Source organism: Malonomonas rubra DSM 5091, from assembly GCF_900142125.1.
In the GTDB taxonomy this organism is placed as follows: Bacteria; Desulfobacterota; Desulfuromonadia; order Desulfuromonadales; family Geopsychrobacteraceae; genus Malonomonas; species Malonomonas rubra.
In genome coordinates, this window is record NZ_FQZT01000003.1 from 154,238 (window position 1) to 169,717 (window position 15,480).

At 54.4% G+C, this 15,480-nt stretch carries 16 protein-coding genes; 11 read left to right on the top strand and 5 right to left on the bottom strand.

Annotated elements, in window-relative coordinates; genetic code table 11:
- Positions 1–45: 45 nt before the first annotated feature.
- The gene (gene upp / locus BUB13_RS05780) at positions 46–672 is read left to right on the top strand and encodes a uracil phosphoribosyltransferase (protein ID WP_072906663.1); all 627 of its coding nucleotides are present in this window, start codon (positions 46–48) and stop codon (positions 670–672) included.
- A gap of 24 nt (positions 673–696) precedes the next feature.
- Positions 697–2,013 carry a uracil-xanthine permease family protein gene (locus BUB13_RS05785; protein ID WP_072906665.1) on the top strand — a complete coding sequence of 439 codons (1,317 nt, stop codon included), beginning with the start codon at positions 697–699 and terminating at the stop codon, positions 2,011–2,013.
- Between the two features lie 76 nt (positions 2,014–2,089).
- Here the strand turns inward: BUB13_RS05785 and pgeF are convergent, their stop codons facing one another.
- The 4 genes from pgeF to BUB13_RS05805 form a co-directional block, all read right to left on the bottom strand.
- The gene (gene pgeF / locus BUB13_RS05790) at positions 2,090–2,881 is read right to left on the bottom strand and encodes a peptidoglycan editing factor PgeF (protein ID WP_072906667.1); all 792 of its coding nucleotides are present in this window, start codon (positions 2,879–2,881) and stop codon (positions 2,090–2,092) included.
- A gap of 18 nt (positions 2,882–2,899) precedes the next feature.
- Positions 2,900–3,886 carry an RluA family pseudouridine synthase gene (locus tag BUB13_RS05795; RefSeq protein ID WP_072906669.1) on the bottom strand — a complete coding sequence of 329 codons (987 nt, stop codon included), beginning with the start codon at positions 3,884–3,886 and terminating at the stop codon, positions 2,900–2,902.
- Positions 3,887–4,156: a hypothetical protein gene (locus BUB13_RS05800; protein WP_072906682.1), complete on the bottom strand. Its 270-nt coding sequence runs from the start codon at positions 4,154–4,156 to the stop codon at positions 3,887–3,889.
- 126 nt (positions 4,157–4,282) lie between these two features.
- Positions 4,283–5,023 carry an HAD family hydrolase gene (locus BUB13_RS05805; protein WP_161947626.1) on the bottom strand — a complete coding sequence of 247 codons (741 nt, stop codon included), beginning with the start codon at positions 5,021–5,023 and terminating at the stop codon, positions 4,283–4,285.
- 213 nt (positions 5,024–5,236) lie between these two features.
- Here BUB13_RS05805 and BUB13_RS05810 point away from each other — a divergent pair, with 213 nt between their 5' ends.
- The 5 genes from BUB13_RS05810 to BUB13_RS05830 all read left to right on the top strand — a co-directional run bounded on the left by BUB13_RS05810 (position 5,237) and on the right by BUB13_RS05830 (position 8,149).
- Complete coding sequence (locus BUB13_RS05810) at positions 5,237–5,830, top strand: helix-turn-helix domain-containing protein (protein WP_072906697.1); 594 nt, start codon at positions 5,237–5,239, stop codon at positions 5,828–5,830.
- A 94-nt stretch (positions 5,831–5,924) separates the two neighbouring features.
- Positions 5,925–6,584 carry an isoprenoid biosynthesis glyoxalase ElbB gene (gene elbB / locus BUB13_RS05815; protein WP_072906699.1) on the top strand — a complete coding sequence of 220 codons (660 nt, stop codon included), beginning with the start codon at positions 5,925–5,927 and terminating at the stop codon, positions 6,582–6,584.
- 93 nt (positions 6,585–6,677) lie between these two features.
- On the top strand, positions 6,678–6,836 hold the full coding sequence (gene rd, locus BUB13_RS05820; protein ID WP_072906701.1) for a rubredoxin: 159 nt from the start codon (positions 6,678–6,680) through the stop codon (positions 6,834–6,836).
- A gap of 81 nt (positions 6,837–6,917) precedes the next feature.
- Positions 6,918–7,793 (top strand): lipoyl synthase, encoded by an 876-nt coding sequence (lipA, locus tag BUB13_RS05825; protein WP_072906703.1) that lies wholly within the window; start codon positions 6,918–6,920, stop codon positions 7,791–7,793.
- Complete coding sequence (locus BUB13_RS05830) at positions 7,793–8,149, top strand: acyl-CoA thioesterase (RefSeq protein ID WP_072906705.1); 357 nt, start codon at positions 7,793–7,795, stop codon at positions 8,147–8,149. Before lipA ends, BUB13_RS05830 begins: the two co-directional genes overlap by 1 nt.
- Positions 8,150–8,220: 71 nt before the next feature.
- On the opposite strand, the gene BUB13_RS05835 is transcribed toward BUB13_RS05830, so the two are convergent.
- A complete protein-coding gene (locus BUB13_RS05835) occupies positions 8,221–8,400 on the bottom strand; it encodes a hypothetical protein (protein ID WP_072906718.1) in 180 nt (59 codons plus the stop codon).
- 289 nt (positions 8,401–8,689) lie between these two features.
- Here BUB13_RS05835 and BUB13_RS05840 point away from each other — a divergent pair, with 289 nt between their 5' ends.
- From BUB13_RS05840 to BUB13_RS05855, 4 genes are all read left to right on the top strand, one after another.
- Entirely contained in the window at positions 8,690–11,359 is a 2,670-nt protein-coding gene (locus BUB13_RS05840; protein WP_072906720.1) for a 2-oxoglutarate dehydrogenase E1 component, read from the top strand.
- A gap of 6 nt (positions 11,360–11,365) precedes the next feature.
- The gene (gene odhB, locus BUB13_RS05845; protein ID WP_425269178.1) at positions 11,366–12,565 is read left to right on the top strand and encodes a 2-oxoglutarate dehydrogenase complex dihydrolipoyllysine-residue succinyltransferase; all 1,200 of its coding nucleotides are present in this window, start codon (positions 11,366–11,368) and stop codon (positions 12,563–12,565) included.
- 11 nt (positions 12,566–12,576) lie between these two features.
- On the top strand, positions 12,577–13,977 hold the full coding sequence (gene lpdA / locus BUB13_RS05850) for a dihydrolipoyl dehydrogenase (RefSeq protein ID WP_072906724.1): 1,401 nt from the start codon (positions 12,577–12,579) through the stop codon (positions 13,975–13,977).
- A gap of 135 nt (positions 13,978–14,112) precedes the next feature.
- A complete protein-coding gene (locus tag BUB13_RS05855) occupies positions 14,113–15,417 on the top strand; it encodes a M23 family metallopeptidase (protein WP_072906726.1) in 1,305 nt (434 codons plus the stop codon).
- Positions 15,418–15,480: the final 63 nt, after the last annotated feature.

Consider the following 15,480-nt stretch of genomic DNA (forward strand, 5'->3'; position numbering starts at 1 on the left):
CTATCAAAAAAAGTGTCCAAAAAAACAGGATAAAAGGAGCAACAGATGGCCGTTTACGAAGCAACCCACCCCCTGATCAAGCATAAACTGGGACTGATGCGACAGCATGACATCAGCACCAAGGAGTTCCGCGAACTGGCATCGGAAGTTGCTCGCCTTCTCACCTATGAAGCAACCAAGGATCTGGAAACCGAGGCGGAAACCATCGAGTGCTGGAGCGGCCCGGTCGAGGTGCAGCGGATCAAGGGCAAGAAAATTACCGTTGTCCCAATCCTGCGCGCCGGCCTCGGCATGATGGACGGCGTGCTCGACCTGATTCCGAGCGCCCGCGTCAGCGTTGTCGGTCTCTACCGCAACGAAGAGACGTTGGAACCGGTCACCTACTATGAAAAAATGACCGGCAGCATGGAAGATCGCACGGCTCTGATCCTCGACCCAATGCTGGCCACCGGCGGTTCGCTGATCGCCTGTATCGACATGCTGAAAAAATCGGGTTGCACCAGCATCCGCGGTCTTTTCCTGGTGGCGGTGCCGGAAGGGATCGAAAAGGTCGAAGCAGCTCATCCTGACGTCGACATTTACGTCGCCTCGGTCGATGAACGTCTGAACGAAAACGGCTACATCCTGCCCGGCCTCGGTGACGCCGGTGACAAGATTTTCGGCACCAAGTAACCCTTTCGACAAAGGATTGATTGCATGAGCCAGAACGCTCCCACCGACTACAACTTCCGCCCCAAAGATTGCCTGCTCGGCGCCCAGATGCTTTTCGTCGCCTTCGGCGCGCTGGTGCTGGTTCCTTTGCTGACTGGCCTGAACGCCAACGTCGCGCTGTTCACCGCCGGCGTCGGTACGCTGATCTTTCAAGTCATCACCCGTGGCAAGGTGCCGGTCTTCCTCGCCTCGAGTTTCGCTTTTATCGCACCGATCATTTACGGCGTACAACAGTGGGGCATCTCGGGAACCATGTGCGGCCTGTTCGCTGCCGGCTTGATGTATGTCATCATCAGCTTTTTGATTCGCATTTTCGGCTCCGACATTCTGCACAGCATCCTGCCGCCGATCGTCACCGGCCCGGTAATCATGGTTATCGGTCTGGTACTGGCTCCGGTCGCCGTCCATATGGCCTCGGGCCGTACCGGTGACGGCTCGGCCTGGCTGGTGCCGGAAACCACAGCCTTTATCATTGCCGGTGTTTCCCTGGCGGTGACCATCATCGTTTCCCTGCTCGGCAAAGGGATTTTCAAATTGATCCCAATCCTCTGCGGTATCGCTGCTGGCTACTTCACCTCGCTGATCCTTGATGTCAGTGGTTTCACTGCTTCGACCCAGGCCGCATTCGATCCAGGCAGTCTGCAGAATTGGACCGGCCCGGCCCTGATCTCGATGCAGAAAGTGGCTGAATCACCCTGGTTTGCCATCCCCAGTTTCACCTTCCCGACCTGGAATCTGGAGGCGATCCTGTTCATTGTTCCGGTTGCGATTGCACCGGCGATCGAGCACTTTGGCGATGTCCTGGCGATCAGCGGTATTACCGGCAAAGACTACGTCGAAGATCCAGGCATCAAGAACACCCTGCTCGGTGACGGTATTGCCACCAGTGTTGCAGCTTTCTTTGGCGGCCCGCCGAACACCACTTATTCGGAGGTTTCCGGTGCTGTCGCCCTGACCCGTTCTTTCAACCCGGCGATTATGACCTGGGCCTCGATCGCGGCAATCCTGCTCGCCTTCATCGGTAAACTGGGCGGTTTCCTCAACACCATCCCGGTCCCGGTCATGGGCGGTATCATGGTGCTGCTGTTCGGTGCCATCGCTGTTATCGGCATCAACACCCTGATCAAAGCTGGCACCGACCTGATGGAGCCGCGCAACCTGGCGATCGTCGCCATTATCCTGGTGTTCGGTATCGGCGGCATGACCTTCGACCTGGCCGTCGTCAAGCTGGGTGGCATCGGTTTGGCCGGTATTATTGGCGTTGTTTTGAACCTGATTCTGCCGGGGAAATCTGCTGCCTAATCAGTACAGGCACTGAAAACAAAAAAGCGGGGCCGCCGATATGGCAGCCCCGCTTTTTATTTGTCAGCATTATATTTTATGCCAGCTTGATAAAACCGATCTGACGTCCGGTTTGCCCTTCATCCCGCCGGTAGGAGAAAAACAGCTCCGGGTGGCAGCAGGTGCACTCGGCAGTCTGCTCGATCGCATTGATCGGCAATCCGACCTTTTCCAACTGCAATCGGCAACTCAGTGCGATATCAAGCTGCCAATGACCGAGACGGGTTTCGCTCGAGATCTCATCCCAGAAGCCGGTTCCCTTGCGAAAGGCGTCTCGCACCGGGCGGTCAACTTCATATTTATGCGCGCCGATGCCAGGGCCAATGGCGGCAAGCAGATCTTCCGGCTGGCAACCGAAATGCTGCTGCATGGCAGCCACCGACTTCGCCAGAATGCCATCAGCAGCTCCGCGCCAGCCAACATGCACAGCCGCAGCAGCAGTCCCCTCTTTATTCCAGAGCAGAACCGGGTAGCAGTCAGCCACCAGCACACCGATCATGATGCCGGGCTGATTGGTGAGAATGGCATCGACCTCAACCGAGAGGAAATGGGTCAAATCGGGGTTCGGTTGATCGAGTACCAACAGGTCTTTGCCATGCACCTGCTTGACCGTCAGCAGCTGATGGGGTTGCAGGTCAAAAGCCCGGGCAAATGTCGATCGATTGCCATCCACGCTGGCCTGCAGGTCATCGGTATTCAAAGCCAGGTTAAGCGAGTTGTAAGGGGCCCGGCTGACACCACCATTACGGGTGCTGAAACCGGCCACAACCCCCGTACTCAATCCTTTCGGCTGCAAATAGGAAAGCTTTCCCTGACGTACAAGTTTCATGTCTGTCTCCGCAAAGTCCTACCGCACCGGCTGAGCCGGATCGGCATATTTCTTTTCCAGATAGTCAACGACTGCGGCAAAAGCCTGCGGCAGCTCGCTGCTGAATTCCATGTATTTACCGCTGTTCGGGTGCTCGAAACCCAGCACTCTGGCATGCAGCGCCTGCCCCGGAAGCTGCTGCAACAGCGCCCGCAGTTTCGTATCGGACAGGTTTTTCAAGCGGCTCAAGCCACCGTAAAGGGGATCACCGGCCAGTGGCAGATTCATCTCCGACAGGTGCACCCGGATCTGGTGGGTGCGGCCGGTCTCGAGTCGGCATTCGACCAGCGACAGGCCGTCGCTCGGAAAACGCTGCAGCACCTGCCAGTGGGTCACCGCACGTTTGCCGTGTCTGGTGTTGCTGCTCATCTTTTTCCGATGCTGCTGATGTCGACCGACCGGTTGATCGATAGTGCCACTATTGTGCTGCGGTTGTCCACAAATCAGCGCCAGGTAGCGCCTTTTCACCGTGTGCGCCTTAAACTGTGCGGCCAGATGCTGATGGCTCTGATCGTTTTTCGTCGCCACCAGCACGCCCGAGGTATCCTTATCGATACGGTGAACAATGCCAGGGCGTAGCTCACCGCCAATACCGGCGAGGTCGTCACAGTGGTGCAACAGCGCGTTTACCAGCGTACCATGCGCATGTCCGGCGGCGGGATGTACCACCATTCCCGGAGCCTTGTCAACCACGATCAGGTCATGATCTTCATACAGTATAGTCAGGGGGATATCTTCCGGCAGAGCTTCGGTCGGTTCCGGTTCGGGGATGTCGATCTCGATCAGCTCCCCACCTTTGAGTTTCTGGCTGGCCTTGGTCGCAGTTCCGTCGAGCAGAACCTGCTGTGAGTCGATTAGTTTTTTGATTTGCGAACGGCTTAAATCCGGAAACCGCTCCGCAAGAAAGCTGTCGAGCCGCTCAGCATCACGGTCGTCCGGATAAGTCAGTTGTTGCGGCGGGGTCATCTACCAGATGTTGCTCTCGATTTTACCGGCTTGCTTGATCATGACATCAACGATCGCCTTCTCGAACAGGTGATCTCGATTGGTCATATCGGGGGAAACGCGAGAGTAAAAATGCTCACGTCCTTCAGCCAGCTCTTCTTCCATCAGCTCAAAGATGCTGTCTTCCTTGATCCCCTCCGCGACTTTATCCTGATTATAAAGGGCAATATCGGAAACGATGGCCCGCGCCAAACGGAACGCCAAATCAGGGTTTTCCACAAGTCTTGCCATAACGTCAGCCTCCAGCAGGTTATGAACGTAACAGGTCACTGCGAACAAGAACCTTAATTTTATTAACAGATTTTCAAAATAGCAAGCACTAATCTTTTCTTAACACAAATCGCCACTCAAAGCGTCCTATTCCCCTGCCAGGCGCTGAGACAAAAAGTGCTGCAAAGCATTGTGATCGCCGCGTCCATGATAAGGCCACTGCGCCCCTTCCGTCTCAATCAGCCAGGTATCAACAAGAAAGGTCTGCATGCCGATAGCGGTTGCCGCCATGTCCTGGTGGGCGTCGTTACCGATCATCAGGCAGTTTTCCGGTTTTACCTGCAAATAGTTGCTGATCTCGTGAAAGTATTCTGATTCCGGCTTGCAGTAGCAGCTATTCTCTGTACTCGTCAGGTAATCGAAAGGGATATCATCCAGTCCGGCCCAGCGTAACCTGGCCCGAATCATAAACTCTGGGAATACCGGGTTGGTCGCGAGCACCAGGGGCAAATTCAGCTGCCGGCAATCCTGCAGAATCTTTTTCGCCAGAGGAATCGGTCGGACAAACTCACGCAATTCCTCCAATCGCTCGGCAGCATAGCGTTGAAACATTTCGACCAATGCCTGCTCCGGCATGTCCAGTTCAGCCTGCAGGTAGGACGTGATCCGCGCTTCGTTGCTCATAATGCCATCCCCACTGGTTTTCAGCAGGTTACGGATTGAACCGAGTTTCGCCCGGATGAACTTTTTCGGCTTTGCATAGGCGCCGGAGTATTGCGCCAGCCCTTCAACATATGACGGGATAAACCGGCTCATATCGACCCGCAACAAAGTGCCGTCAAGATCAAACAGCAGCGCCCGTACTGGTTTTTTTTTGTTATATCTCATCTCCATAAAGCTGCTCATCCTCGATTCATAAATGCAGCCGTTTTGCTGTCGTTCACTTTCTAACACAACAGACGTCAGAGAATCCAACCGATTACAGTGTTTCTAATTACTTGACTGTAAACGCTGGTGACGTTAAAAATTTATTTCATTTTACAAAACCTGAATCAGAGATTGCAGAGTGGCATTCGCTGACCCGGATAAAAAGGAGAGTCCATGGACGAGTTCAGAGCAGAAGTCAAAGAACTCCAGATCGGTCCACAGATCCGCAAACTACGTCAGGACCGCCGCCTGACCCTGCAGGACTTGTCAGCGGAAACAGAATTGTCAAAACCGCTGCTGTCGCAGATTGAAAATGAACAGGTCATCCCACCGCTGGCAACCCTGCTGCGGATTGCCAAAGCGCTGAAGGTTCCGCTACAGACGTTTTTCGAAGAAGAGGACAACAACCAGAAGTGCCTGGTGGTACGCGCCGGTGACTCCAACCTGATTAACCGCCGACCACAGCAGGGTGGCACTCCACAGCCCTACCTTTACCATTCCCTGGCTTATGGCAAAAAGCATAAGCACATGGAGCCTTTTCTGGTCGAATTCGATCCGAAGCAAACCGTATCATCACAAGCGGTCCAGCATGCTGGTGAAGAGTTTCTCTATGTGCTCGAAGGCTGCATCGAACTGACCCACGGTGGCGAGATTTACGTCCTTAATGCCGGTGATTCCGTTTACTGGGATTCCAACGAGCCACACAGTCTGAAAGCTCTTGGCAATGAAATCGCTCACGGCATTGCGGTCCTCTACACCAGAAATTGAATTTGCTTCCCGGTGTTAAATCGACGTTGATCTGCTATGATTTGTCGATAGCCATCGATTCATTTCAACCATCAGCAATAACAGGAGGAGTCACATGGCAAAAGTAGGAGTTGTTCTGGCGGGCTGTGGCGTTTATGACGGCAGCGAAATCCATGAAGCCGTTGTCACCCTGCTGACCCTCGACCGAGCCGGTGCCGAGATCGTCTGTATGGCCCCCAATATAGAGCAGGGTGTCGTCAACCATCTCACGGGAGAACAAGCCGAAGGGTCCAGTCGCAATGTGTTGGAAGAAGCCGCGCGGATTGCCCGAGGTCAGATCAGCGACATTGCCCAGGTAAAAGCATCCGACTTTGATGCTCTGATCATTCCCGGTGGATTCGGCGCAGCAAAAAACCTCTGCACCTTCGCCTTCAAAGGCCCTGACTGCGAAGTTAACGCCGATGTCGCCCGACTGATTCGTGAGGTCATCGCAGCTAAAAAACCTCTTGGCGCACTCTGCATTGCTCCGGCGCTGGTTTCCAAAGTGCTCGGTGAAGATAAGCTGCCACACAGACTGACCATCGGCACCGATCCGGCAACCGCTGAAGCCCTCACCAGCATGGGTTCCACTCACGTCGATTGCAGCCCGCGCGACTGCGTTGTCGATGAAGCAAACAAACTGGTCACGACCCCGGCCTACATGCTCGCAGGCAGCATCGGCGAGGCAGCCGATGGTATTGAGAAAGCCGTCAAGGCAGTATTGGAGTTGGTTTAGTTTTAAATCAACACAAACTATTGCTGACCATACTTGTCATACTTTGCCCGTTCTGCTAAAGTCGGCAAAATTCAACCCCAAGAGGAGGTTCCGATGGACAAGTACCGCTGCATTATTTGTGATTACATTTACGACCCGGAAAAAGGCGACCCTGACAACGGCGTTGCACCGGGAACCAGTTTCGATGACCTACCAGATGACTGGTGTTGCCCGCTTTGCGGAGTCGACAAGTCGAACTTCGAACCGGTGTAACCGGTAACAGAAATTCAAACTCCAGGGTCCGATGCCACGCATACGGGCCCTGTTTTTATTCCACTTCATACAGGAAACAGCATGCCTGTCAGCAGACAACGAAAACCGGAATGGCTAAAAGTCAAACTCCCCTCCGGGCCGGAGTATGCCCGCATCGACCGCTACCATCGGCAGCAGGGACTTAACTCGGTCTGCCGCAGTGCCGCCTGTCCTAACCAGGGTGAATGCTGGAGCAAAGGCACCGCCACCTTCATGATCCTCGGCAACAACTGCAGCCGTCATTGCCGTTTCTGCAACGTTTCCAGCGATGCACTGCTGCCACCCGATCCGCAAGAGCCACAAAAAGTAGCCAAAGCAATTGCTGAACTGAAGCTGAAGCACGCTGTCATCACTTCGGTCACCCGTGACGATCTTCCTGACGGCGGCGCCCATCATTTCGTCGCCCTGGTCGAGCAGATCAAGCAGCAAGCGCCTGACTGCCGGATCGAACTGCTGATCCCTGATTTGCAGGGTGACTGGCTGGCGCTGCAGCAGATAGTCGAATCCGGCCCCGACATCATTGGTCACAACATTGAAACGGTATCGCGCTTGTATGCCGAAGTCCGTCCAGAAGCGGAATATCAACGCTCACTGCAGGTTCTTGCAAAGATCAAACAAATTTCGGCAGACATTATCAGCAAATCAGGCTTAATGCTCGGCATGGGAGAAACAGAAGAAGAGGTTCTGCAGGTGATGCACGACTTGCGGCAGCAAGGTTGCCAGATCCTCACCCTCGGCCAATATCTTGCCCCGAGCAAAAACCACTACCCGGTACAGGAATACATCACCCCTGATCGCTTCAAACAGCTGGCAGAAGAAGGGCAAAAACTTGGTTTCGAACATGTTGAAGCGGGGCCGCTGGTGCGCTCTTCCTATCACGCCGAAGAACAGTTCGTTGCCCGCGAGGAAAAAGTATAATGGACACTTTTACTCTGGTCCGCACGGAACATTTGAACCACCACGGCTACCTGTTCGGCGGAGCGATGTTGAAATGGGTCGATGAAAACGCCTGGGTCGCAGCCACCCGGGATTTTCCCGGCTGTAAATTCGTCACCATCAGCATGGACGCCTGTCACTTCAAGAGCCCGGTCGAAAATGGTGCCATCCTCCGCTTTACCATCGACAAGGTCGATCAGGGGAAAACATCGGTCAGCTATCTGGTCAATGTCTTTGCCGACGAACCGGGGGCAACATGTGAGAAGGAGGTCTTCAGCACCACCGTGAAATTTGTTCGCCTGGACGAAACGGGTGAAGCCTGCGCGTTACCTGAATAGTCCAGCGCAAAAAGAAACCCCGCCGGAACTCTTTCCAGCGGGGTCTTAAAAAGCAAAGCGTGATGAATCAATCAGGCTTTAACGTCGATATTCAGACCTTTACCAGTCTGCTGTGCAACTTCCATTCTCTGCTGCTCATTCGCCGCGTTCTGATCTGCTTTCTGCATCGTCTTGGTCAAAGCATCATAGCCGGCCTGCAATTTGTTCGTCTGCATTTCTTGAGAAGCAATACTTGTTCCTGTCACTTCCATGATCTATCCCTTTCCAGCACTAAGGCTAATAACGTCCCCGTCAATACGGCCTCGGCTTTTTCAATTGCTGTCACAGTAACATTAGGCAAAATTAAAAATCAAGAGAGGCCGGGTAATTCTAATATTAAAATTGCCGCTAAAAAGAACCTTTAGCTATTCTCGCTGCAATCTGAAAAAAAGATTCTATAGTTATTCAAAGCGCTTATTGCGACTAGACAAGCAACTGTTCTATACTGATCCGGTTATAATTTATCGTCTAACGTTAAATGACTCGAAGGTGAGCACACAGATGACCTCCACAGAAAACGTCAGCCCACAATGGATCGAAGCGCAATATCAAAGTTATCAACAAAATCCGCAATCGGTGCCGGAAGAATGGCGCTCGTTCTTTCAAGGGTTCGAGCTCGGACTCGACCGAAGCACATCGGCTCCCGACCACAAACCAGCCGAAGTGCAGACACTGATCCGACGCTACCGCGAAATCGGTCACCTTTATGCCTGTGTCGATCCGCTCACTCCCTGCGAATTCGACCATCCGCAACTGCAGCTCGACAAGTTCGGCCTTGATCAAGCCGATCTTGAGCGAACATTTGCCACTGACAACTTCATCCTGCCGAACGCCCCGCTGAAGGAGATCGTTTCGGTACTGGAGGAAACTTACTGCCGCTCCATCGGCATCGAGTTCACTCACATTCCGATCATGGAAGAGCGTAAATGGCTGCAGGAACGGATGGAGAGTACGCGCAACAAACTGGACCTGAGTCGCGAGAAAAAACTGGCCACACTGAAAAAACTGCTGCAGGCCACCAGGTTCGAATCATTCATTCACCGTAAATTCGTTGGCCAGAAACGCTTCTCACTGGAAGGCGGCGAATCGGTCATTCCGTTGCTCGACCACTTGATCGAACACGGCGCCGGGCTGGAAATCGAACACGTCATCATCGGCATGGCCCACCGCGGGCGCCTCAACGTGCTGGCCAACATTTACGACAAACCCCTGGAAAATATTTTTGCCGAATTTGCTGACAACGAAACCTTCAAAATTGTTGGCGAAGGGGATGTCAAATACCACAAAGGCTACTCGACTGACCGCAAATACGGCGATCGGAACATCCACATCTCCCTCGCCTCGAACCCGAGTCACCTGGAAGCAGTCGATCCGGTGGTCGAAGGCAAATGCCGTGCCCGGCAGGAACGACTCAAAGGTGACGGCGAACAACTGGTGCTGCCACTGCTGATCCACGGCGATGCGGCTTTTGCCGGCCAGGGAGTCGTTGCCGAAGTGCTCAATCTTTCCCAGCTTGAAGGCTACAAAACCGGCGGCACCATCCATCTCGTCATCAACAACCAGATCGGCTTCACCACCCTGCCGGTCGATGCTCGCTCAACCTGCTATCCGACGGATATTGCCAAGATGCTGATGTCGCCGATCCTGCATGTCCACGGCGACGAACCGGAAGCGTTGTTACAAGCGGCCACCATTGCCCTGGAGTTCCGCCAGAAGTTCCGCAAAGACGTGGTCATCGAGGTCATCTGCTACCGTAAACATGGCCACAACGAAGGGGACGAACCCTTCTTCACCCAGCCGAAGATGTACGAAGCGATCCGTTCCAAACAGCCAACAGCTGAGATCTACCGGACTCAGTTGCTGCAAGAGGGATTTGCTGAGACCGAACTGGATGCGCTGGCGACTGATGTCGAAAACGAACTGGAGAACGCGCTGCAACGTCCACCACATGAGCTGGAAGAAGGCTTTATGAAAAAGTGGGCCAAGATCTCCCGCGACTTCAGCTTCGACCCGGTCGACACCTCGGTCGAGAGGCAAGAGCTGAACCGGCTGATCGCTGCCGCGACGGCAACACCCGACGACTTCACTCCGCACCGCAAAATCGCTTCGCTGCTGAAAAAACGTAAGTCTTCGGTCGAAAGCGGTGAGAAGATCGACTGGGGAACAGGGGAAGCGCTTGCTTTTGCCAGTATCGTCGCTGAAGGAAAATCGATCCGTGTCTCCGGCCAGGATTCGCGCCGCGGCACTTTCAATCACCGCCACGCCACCCTGTCCGACATCGAGACTGGCCGGAACCACACGCCCCTCGACATCTTCGCTCACAACTCAGGTGGTCACTTCACCATCTACAACAGCATGCTCTCGGAGATGGCTGTGCTCGGCTTCGACTACGGCTACTCGGTTGAAACCCCCAACGACCTGACAATATGGGAAGCCCAGTTCGGCGACTTCGCCAATGGTGCCCAGGTGATCATCGATCAATTCATCGCCAGCAGCATGGCCAAATGGGATCGCTCAAGCGGCCTGACCATGTTCCTACCGCACGGATACGAAGGCCAGGGGCCGGAGCACTCCAGCGCCCGCATCGAGCGCTACCTGCAACTCTGCGCCGGCAGCAACCTGCTTGTCAGCAACCCGAGCACGCCGGCCCAGCTCTTCCACCTGCTGCGTCGGCAGGTCAACGCCAGCTACCGGCGACCACTGATCGTCTTCACGCCAAAAGCCTTGCTACGCCACCCGGCCTGCACTTCCAGCGCGGAGGATTTCACTGCCGCAGGTTTTCAGGAGATTATCCCCGATCAGCTGGAAAACAAAGATTGCCGCCGGGTTCTGCTCTGCAGCGGTAAAATCTATTACGATCTGCTAGAGCACCGGCAACAGAACAGCTGTGAAGATATTGCTATCATCCGGGTGGAACAGCTCTACCCCTTGCACCGTGACTTACTGCTGCAAATTCTCGAAGGCTACCCACAGCAGACTGAATACTGCTGGGTGCAGGAAGAGACCGGAAATGGCGGAGCCTGGGATCACCTGCGGCCGCAGCTCGGCAAGCTTCTTGGCAGCGAAATTACCTACATCGGCCGCAAACGTTCGGCCAGCCCGGCGGTCGGCTCGCATCGCGTTCACAAGCTGGAGCAACAACGAATTATTGAACAAGCTTTTGCGGAATAAGTGAGGATCAACATGGATATCATCGTTCCACAGGTCGGCGAATCGATCGTCGAAGCGGAAATCGGAGAATGGTTCAAACAGGACGGGGAGCAGGTTGAGCAGGATGACTTGCTGCTGGAGCTGGAAACAGAAAAAATCAATGTCGAGCTGAACGCCGAGAGTTCCGGCAAGTTGACCATACTCGCTCAGCAGGGAGATATCGTCAAAATCGGCGCGGTCATTGGCCGAATCGACGAATCGGCTGTCGGCACCACAACGACAGCTGAAGAACCGGCCAGCGAAACAGCAGAAGCGGAAACGGCTGCAACCGAACAACCGGCGATGAACCCGGCGGTACCAAAAATCGCCGCCGAACGAGGGATCGACCCGACAACGCTTAAAGGCAGTGGCCGCGACGGTCGGATTTTAGTCGATGATATCCCGGCTGCAACCGAACAGCCTGCACCATCTGCGCCCCCGGCAAAAGAAACTCCGGCTGTCGCCACCACATCAGCCCCAGCAGACGACGACCGCATTGAGCGGGTGCCGATGACGCAGATCCGCAAGAAAATTGCCGAACGCCTGCTCATGGCACGCCAGCAGACAGCAATGTTGACTACCTTCAACGAAATCGACATGTCGCGGGTGATCAGCCTGCGCAACAAGCAAAAAGCCGCTTTCGAGAAAAAACATGGCGTGCCTCTCGGCTTCATGTCCTTCTTCGTCAAAGCGACCGCCGAAGCGCTTAAGGACTTCCCCGAAGTCAACGCCCGCATCGATGGCGACGACATCATCTACCACAACTATTACGACATCGGTGTAGCCGTTGGCAGCAAGCGGGGCCTGGTGGTTCCGGTGATCCGCGATGCCGACCAGCTACGCTTCGATGCCATTGAGAAAACCATCCGCGGCTTTGCCGAAAAAGCACAGAGCGGGAAACTGAGCCTTGACGACCTGCAGGGCGGCACCTTCACCATCAGCAATGGCGGCATCTACGGCTCTGTCCTCTCGACCCCGTTGCTCAACCCCCCGCAAAGCGGCATCCTCGGCATGCACGCGATCAAGGATCGCGCCGTCGTCATCGACGGTGAAATTGTTGTTCGACCGATCATGAATATTGCGCTGAGTTATGATCACCGCATCATTGATGGTCAGCAAGCGGTCGGCTTTCTCAAACAGCTTAAAACCTACATTGAAGACCCGGAAGAAATGCTGCTGGAAATGTAGAGGAGATACGCATGTCTGAAAATAATTATGATCTGATCGTTATCGGAGCCGGGCCTGGCGGTTACGTTGCGGCAATTCGCGCGGCACAGCTCGGTTTCTCCGTTGCTGTTGTAGAAAAGCGGGAAACTCTCGGCGGCGTTTGTTTGAATGAGGGCTGCATTCCGAGCAAGGCCCTGCTCGAATCAAGTGAGCAGTTTGCAAAAATCAATCATGATCTGGCCGAGCACGGTATCGAAGTGCTTAACGCAACGCTGAAGCTGGACAAAATGATGGCGCGCAAAGATGGGATCGTCAAAAAGCTCACCGGCGGCGTCAGCGGCCTGATGAAGAAAAACAAGATCGAGGTTATCTCCGGCATAGCGACCCTCACCGGTAAAGATGGCGAGCTGCAGAAGATCAGCGTTGGCGATCAGGAGTACAGCTGCAAAAACCTTCTACTCGCAACCGGCAGCGAAGCGATTGAGCTGCCACACCTGAAGTTCGACGGCGAAACCATCATCAGCGCCCGCGAAGCTCTCAGTTTGAGTGAAGTCCCTGAGCGACTCCTGGTGGTCGGCGGCGGCGTCATCGGCTTGGAAATGGGTTCCGTCTGGAGCCGTCTCGGCGCGCAGGTCACAGTGGTTGAAATGCTCGACCAACTGATTCCCCTCAGTGATCCACAACTGGGCCAGATGCTGCAACGCAGCCTGAAAAAACAGGGGCTGTCAATTCACCTGAAAACCAAACTGGAGAAAGTTGAAAAAACAGCCGATGGCGTTGTCGCCACCCTGACATCAAAAAAGGGGGAAGAACAGATCACCATCGATAAAGTGCTGGTAGCCACAGGTCGCCGGGCACAAACAGAAGGGTTAGGGCTGGAGACTGTCGGCCTGGAGCCGAACAAACAGGGCCAGCTTGATGTCGATGAAAACTACCAGACCTCTGTCCCCGGCATTTATGCCATCGGCGACCTGATTGCCGGGCCGATGCTGGCACACAAGGCAAGCGAAGAAGGCGTAGTTTTCGCCGAACGTCTGGCCGGACAGAAGTCAGCCGTCAACTACAACGCTATCCCCAGCGTCACCTACACGCACCCTGAGGTCGCCTCGGTCGGACGCAGTGAAGAGGGTCTGAAACAGGACAACATCGATTACAACGCTGGCAAGTTTTTCTTTGCAGCCAGTGGGCGGGCCCTTGCCAGTGGCAGCAGCGATGGCTTCGTCAAGGTGCTGGCCACGCCAGACAGCGGTCGCATCCTCGGGATCCACATCATCGGTCCGCACGCCTCCGAACTGATCGCTGAAGCAACCACGCTGGTCAACTTCAACGCCAGCATCCACGATGTCGCCGTCACCTGCCATGCTCACCCGACACTAGCGGAAGCGATTAAAGAAGCAGCGTTGGCGGTGAATGGTGAAGCAATTCACGCCTGACTATTGCTTGACAAAATCGGCCCCAAAGTCGAGAATTAAAAAACGATCGTGACTGTTTTAAAGTGACAGTTACGATCGTTTTTTTTCGCTCCATTCAAATGACTAATTAGGTACAAAAAACAAAGGACAACAACAGTGAAATCGATCAAAAAACTCTTCCTGATCATCCTTCTCGGTTGCCTGGTTGCGGCGGCCGTTTATTATTTTCGTGACACTGAAGGCCCGACCGTCAGCCTGACCCCGGGAGGTGGGCCGATTTCGGCGAAAGTTCCTCTTTCTCTCAACCTGACTGATGCCGGCAGCGGCCTGAAACAGATCGAGGTAACAGCAATCCAAAACGGCAACCGCATGTCGCTGGTCAGCAAGCAGGCCCCGGTCGGCGCCAAGGAAATCGATATCGAGTTGAACCTCGGCTCGTTGAAGCCGAAGCAGGGTCCGCTTGAAATCGAAGTTACCGCTGGAGACCGTTCGATCTACCACATCGGTAAGGGGAACGTCAGTCAACAGAGCTTTCAGTTCACCTACGATACTCGACCACCGATCATTTCGATCCTCAGCAAAGCTCACAACTTCACCAAGGGCGGCAGCGGGCTGGTCACTTACCGGTTGAACGAAGAGGTGGAAAAGACCGGCGTACAGGTCGGTGACAAGTTTTTCCGTGGTTTCCTACAAGATTCTGGAGCCTATGTTGCCCTGATCGCTTACCCGTACTTTATGAAGGAAAGCGAATTCATACCGCGCGTGGTAGCCGTCGACCTAGCGGGCAACGAGCGGCAGGCGGGCATCTACTATCGCGCCAACAATAAGAAATTTCGCCAGCGAACGATCAACCTGAGCAAAAACTTCCTGCAACAGAAAGCACCGGAATTTGAAGCGATGGTCCCGCAACCGGGCGACGAGTTGCAGACATTCCTTTATGTCAATAGCCAGATCCGCAAAGAGAACCGCGCCAAAATGCTTGAGCTATCGAAAAACACTGCGGAGATGCCGCTTTGGCAAGGTCGTTTCCTGCAGATGAAAAATGCTTCAGCGCTGGCCCAGTTTGCCGACTATCGCAGTTATTACTACGAGGGTAAAAAAGTCGATAATGCCGTCCATCTCGGCTACGATATGGCTTCGGTCGCCCAGGCTGAACTTGAAGCGGCCAACGACGGCGAAGTGGTCTGGGCTGAATATCTCGGCATCTACGGCCTCTGCGTGGTGATTGATCACGGCCTCGGCCTGCAGACTCTTTACGCCCACATGAGTCAGCTCGATGTGATGCCTGGCGACATGGTAACCAAAGGGCAGAAAATCGGCCGCAGCGGCGCAACCGGCATGGCTGGAGGGGACCACCTGCACTTCGGTGTTTTTGTCTCCGGAATCGCCGTGCAGCCGCTGGAATGGTGGGACAGAAGCTGGCTGAAAAACAACATCGACAGCAAGCTGGAAGAGCTCTGATCTACCGGACGGATTTTTAATCCGGCTTTACTTGACAGTGTCGAAATTCCGATCTAAATAGTA

Excerpts from the sequence above, each read along its gene's own strand:
- upp (WP_072906663.1), top strand. The coding sequence starts at position 46 with ATGGCCGTTTACGAAGCAACCCACCCCCTGATCAAGCATAAACTGGGA.
- BUB13_RS05785 (WP_072906665.1), top strand. The coding sequence starts at position 697 with ATGAGCCAGAACGCTCCCACCGACTACAACTTCCGCCCCAAAGATTGC.
- pgeF (WP_072906667.1), bottom strand. The coding sequence starts at position 2,881 with ATGAAACTTGTACGTCAGGGAAAGCTTTCCTATTTGCAGCCGAAAGGA.
- BUB13_RS05795 (WP_072906669.1), bottom strand. The coding sequence starts at position 3,886 with ATGACCCCGCCGCAACAACTGACTTATCCGGACGACCGTGATGCTGAG.
- BUB13_RS05800 (WP_072906682.1), bottom strand. The coding sequence starts at position 4,156 with ATGGCAAGACTTGTGGAAAACCCTGATTTGGCGTTCCGTTTGGCGCGG.
- BUB13_RS05805 (WP_161947626.1), bottom strand. The coding sequence starts at position 5,023 with ATGAGATATAACAAAAAAAAACCAGTACGGGCGCTGCTGTTTGATCTT.
- BUB13_RS05810 (WP_072906697.1), top strand. The coding sequence starts at position 5,237 with ATGGACGAGTTCAGAGCAGAAGTCAAAGAACTCCAGATCGGTCCACAG.
- elbB (WP_072906699.1), top strand. The coding sequence starts at position 5,925 with ATGGCAAAAGTAGGAGTTGTTCTGGCGGGCTGTGGCGTTTATGACGGC.
- rd (WP_072906701.1), top strand. The coding sequence starts at position 6,678 with ATGGACAAGTACCGCTGCATTATTTGTGATTACATTTACGACCCGGAA.
- lipA (WP_072906703.1), top strand. The coding sequence starts at position 6,918 with ATGCCTGTCAGCAGACAACGAAAACCGGAATGGCTAAAAGTCAAACTC.
- BUB13_RS05830 (WP_072906705.1), top strand. The coding sequence starts at position 7,793 with ATGGACACTTTTACTCTGGTCCGCACGGAACATTTGAACCACCACGGC.
- BUB13_RS05835 (WP_072906718.1), bottom strand. The coding sequence starts at position 8,400 with ATGGAAGTGACAGGAACAAGTATTGCTTCTCAAGAAATGCAGACGAAC.
- BUB13_RS05840 (WP_072906720.1), top strand. The coding sequence starts at position 8,690 with ATGACCTCCACAGAAAACGTCAGCCCACAATGGATCGAAGCGCAATAT.
- lpdA (WP_072906724.1), top strand. The coding sequence starts at position 12,577 with ATGTCTGAAAATAATTATGATCTGATCGTTATCGGAGCCGGGCCTGGC.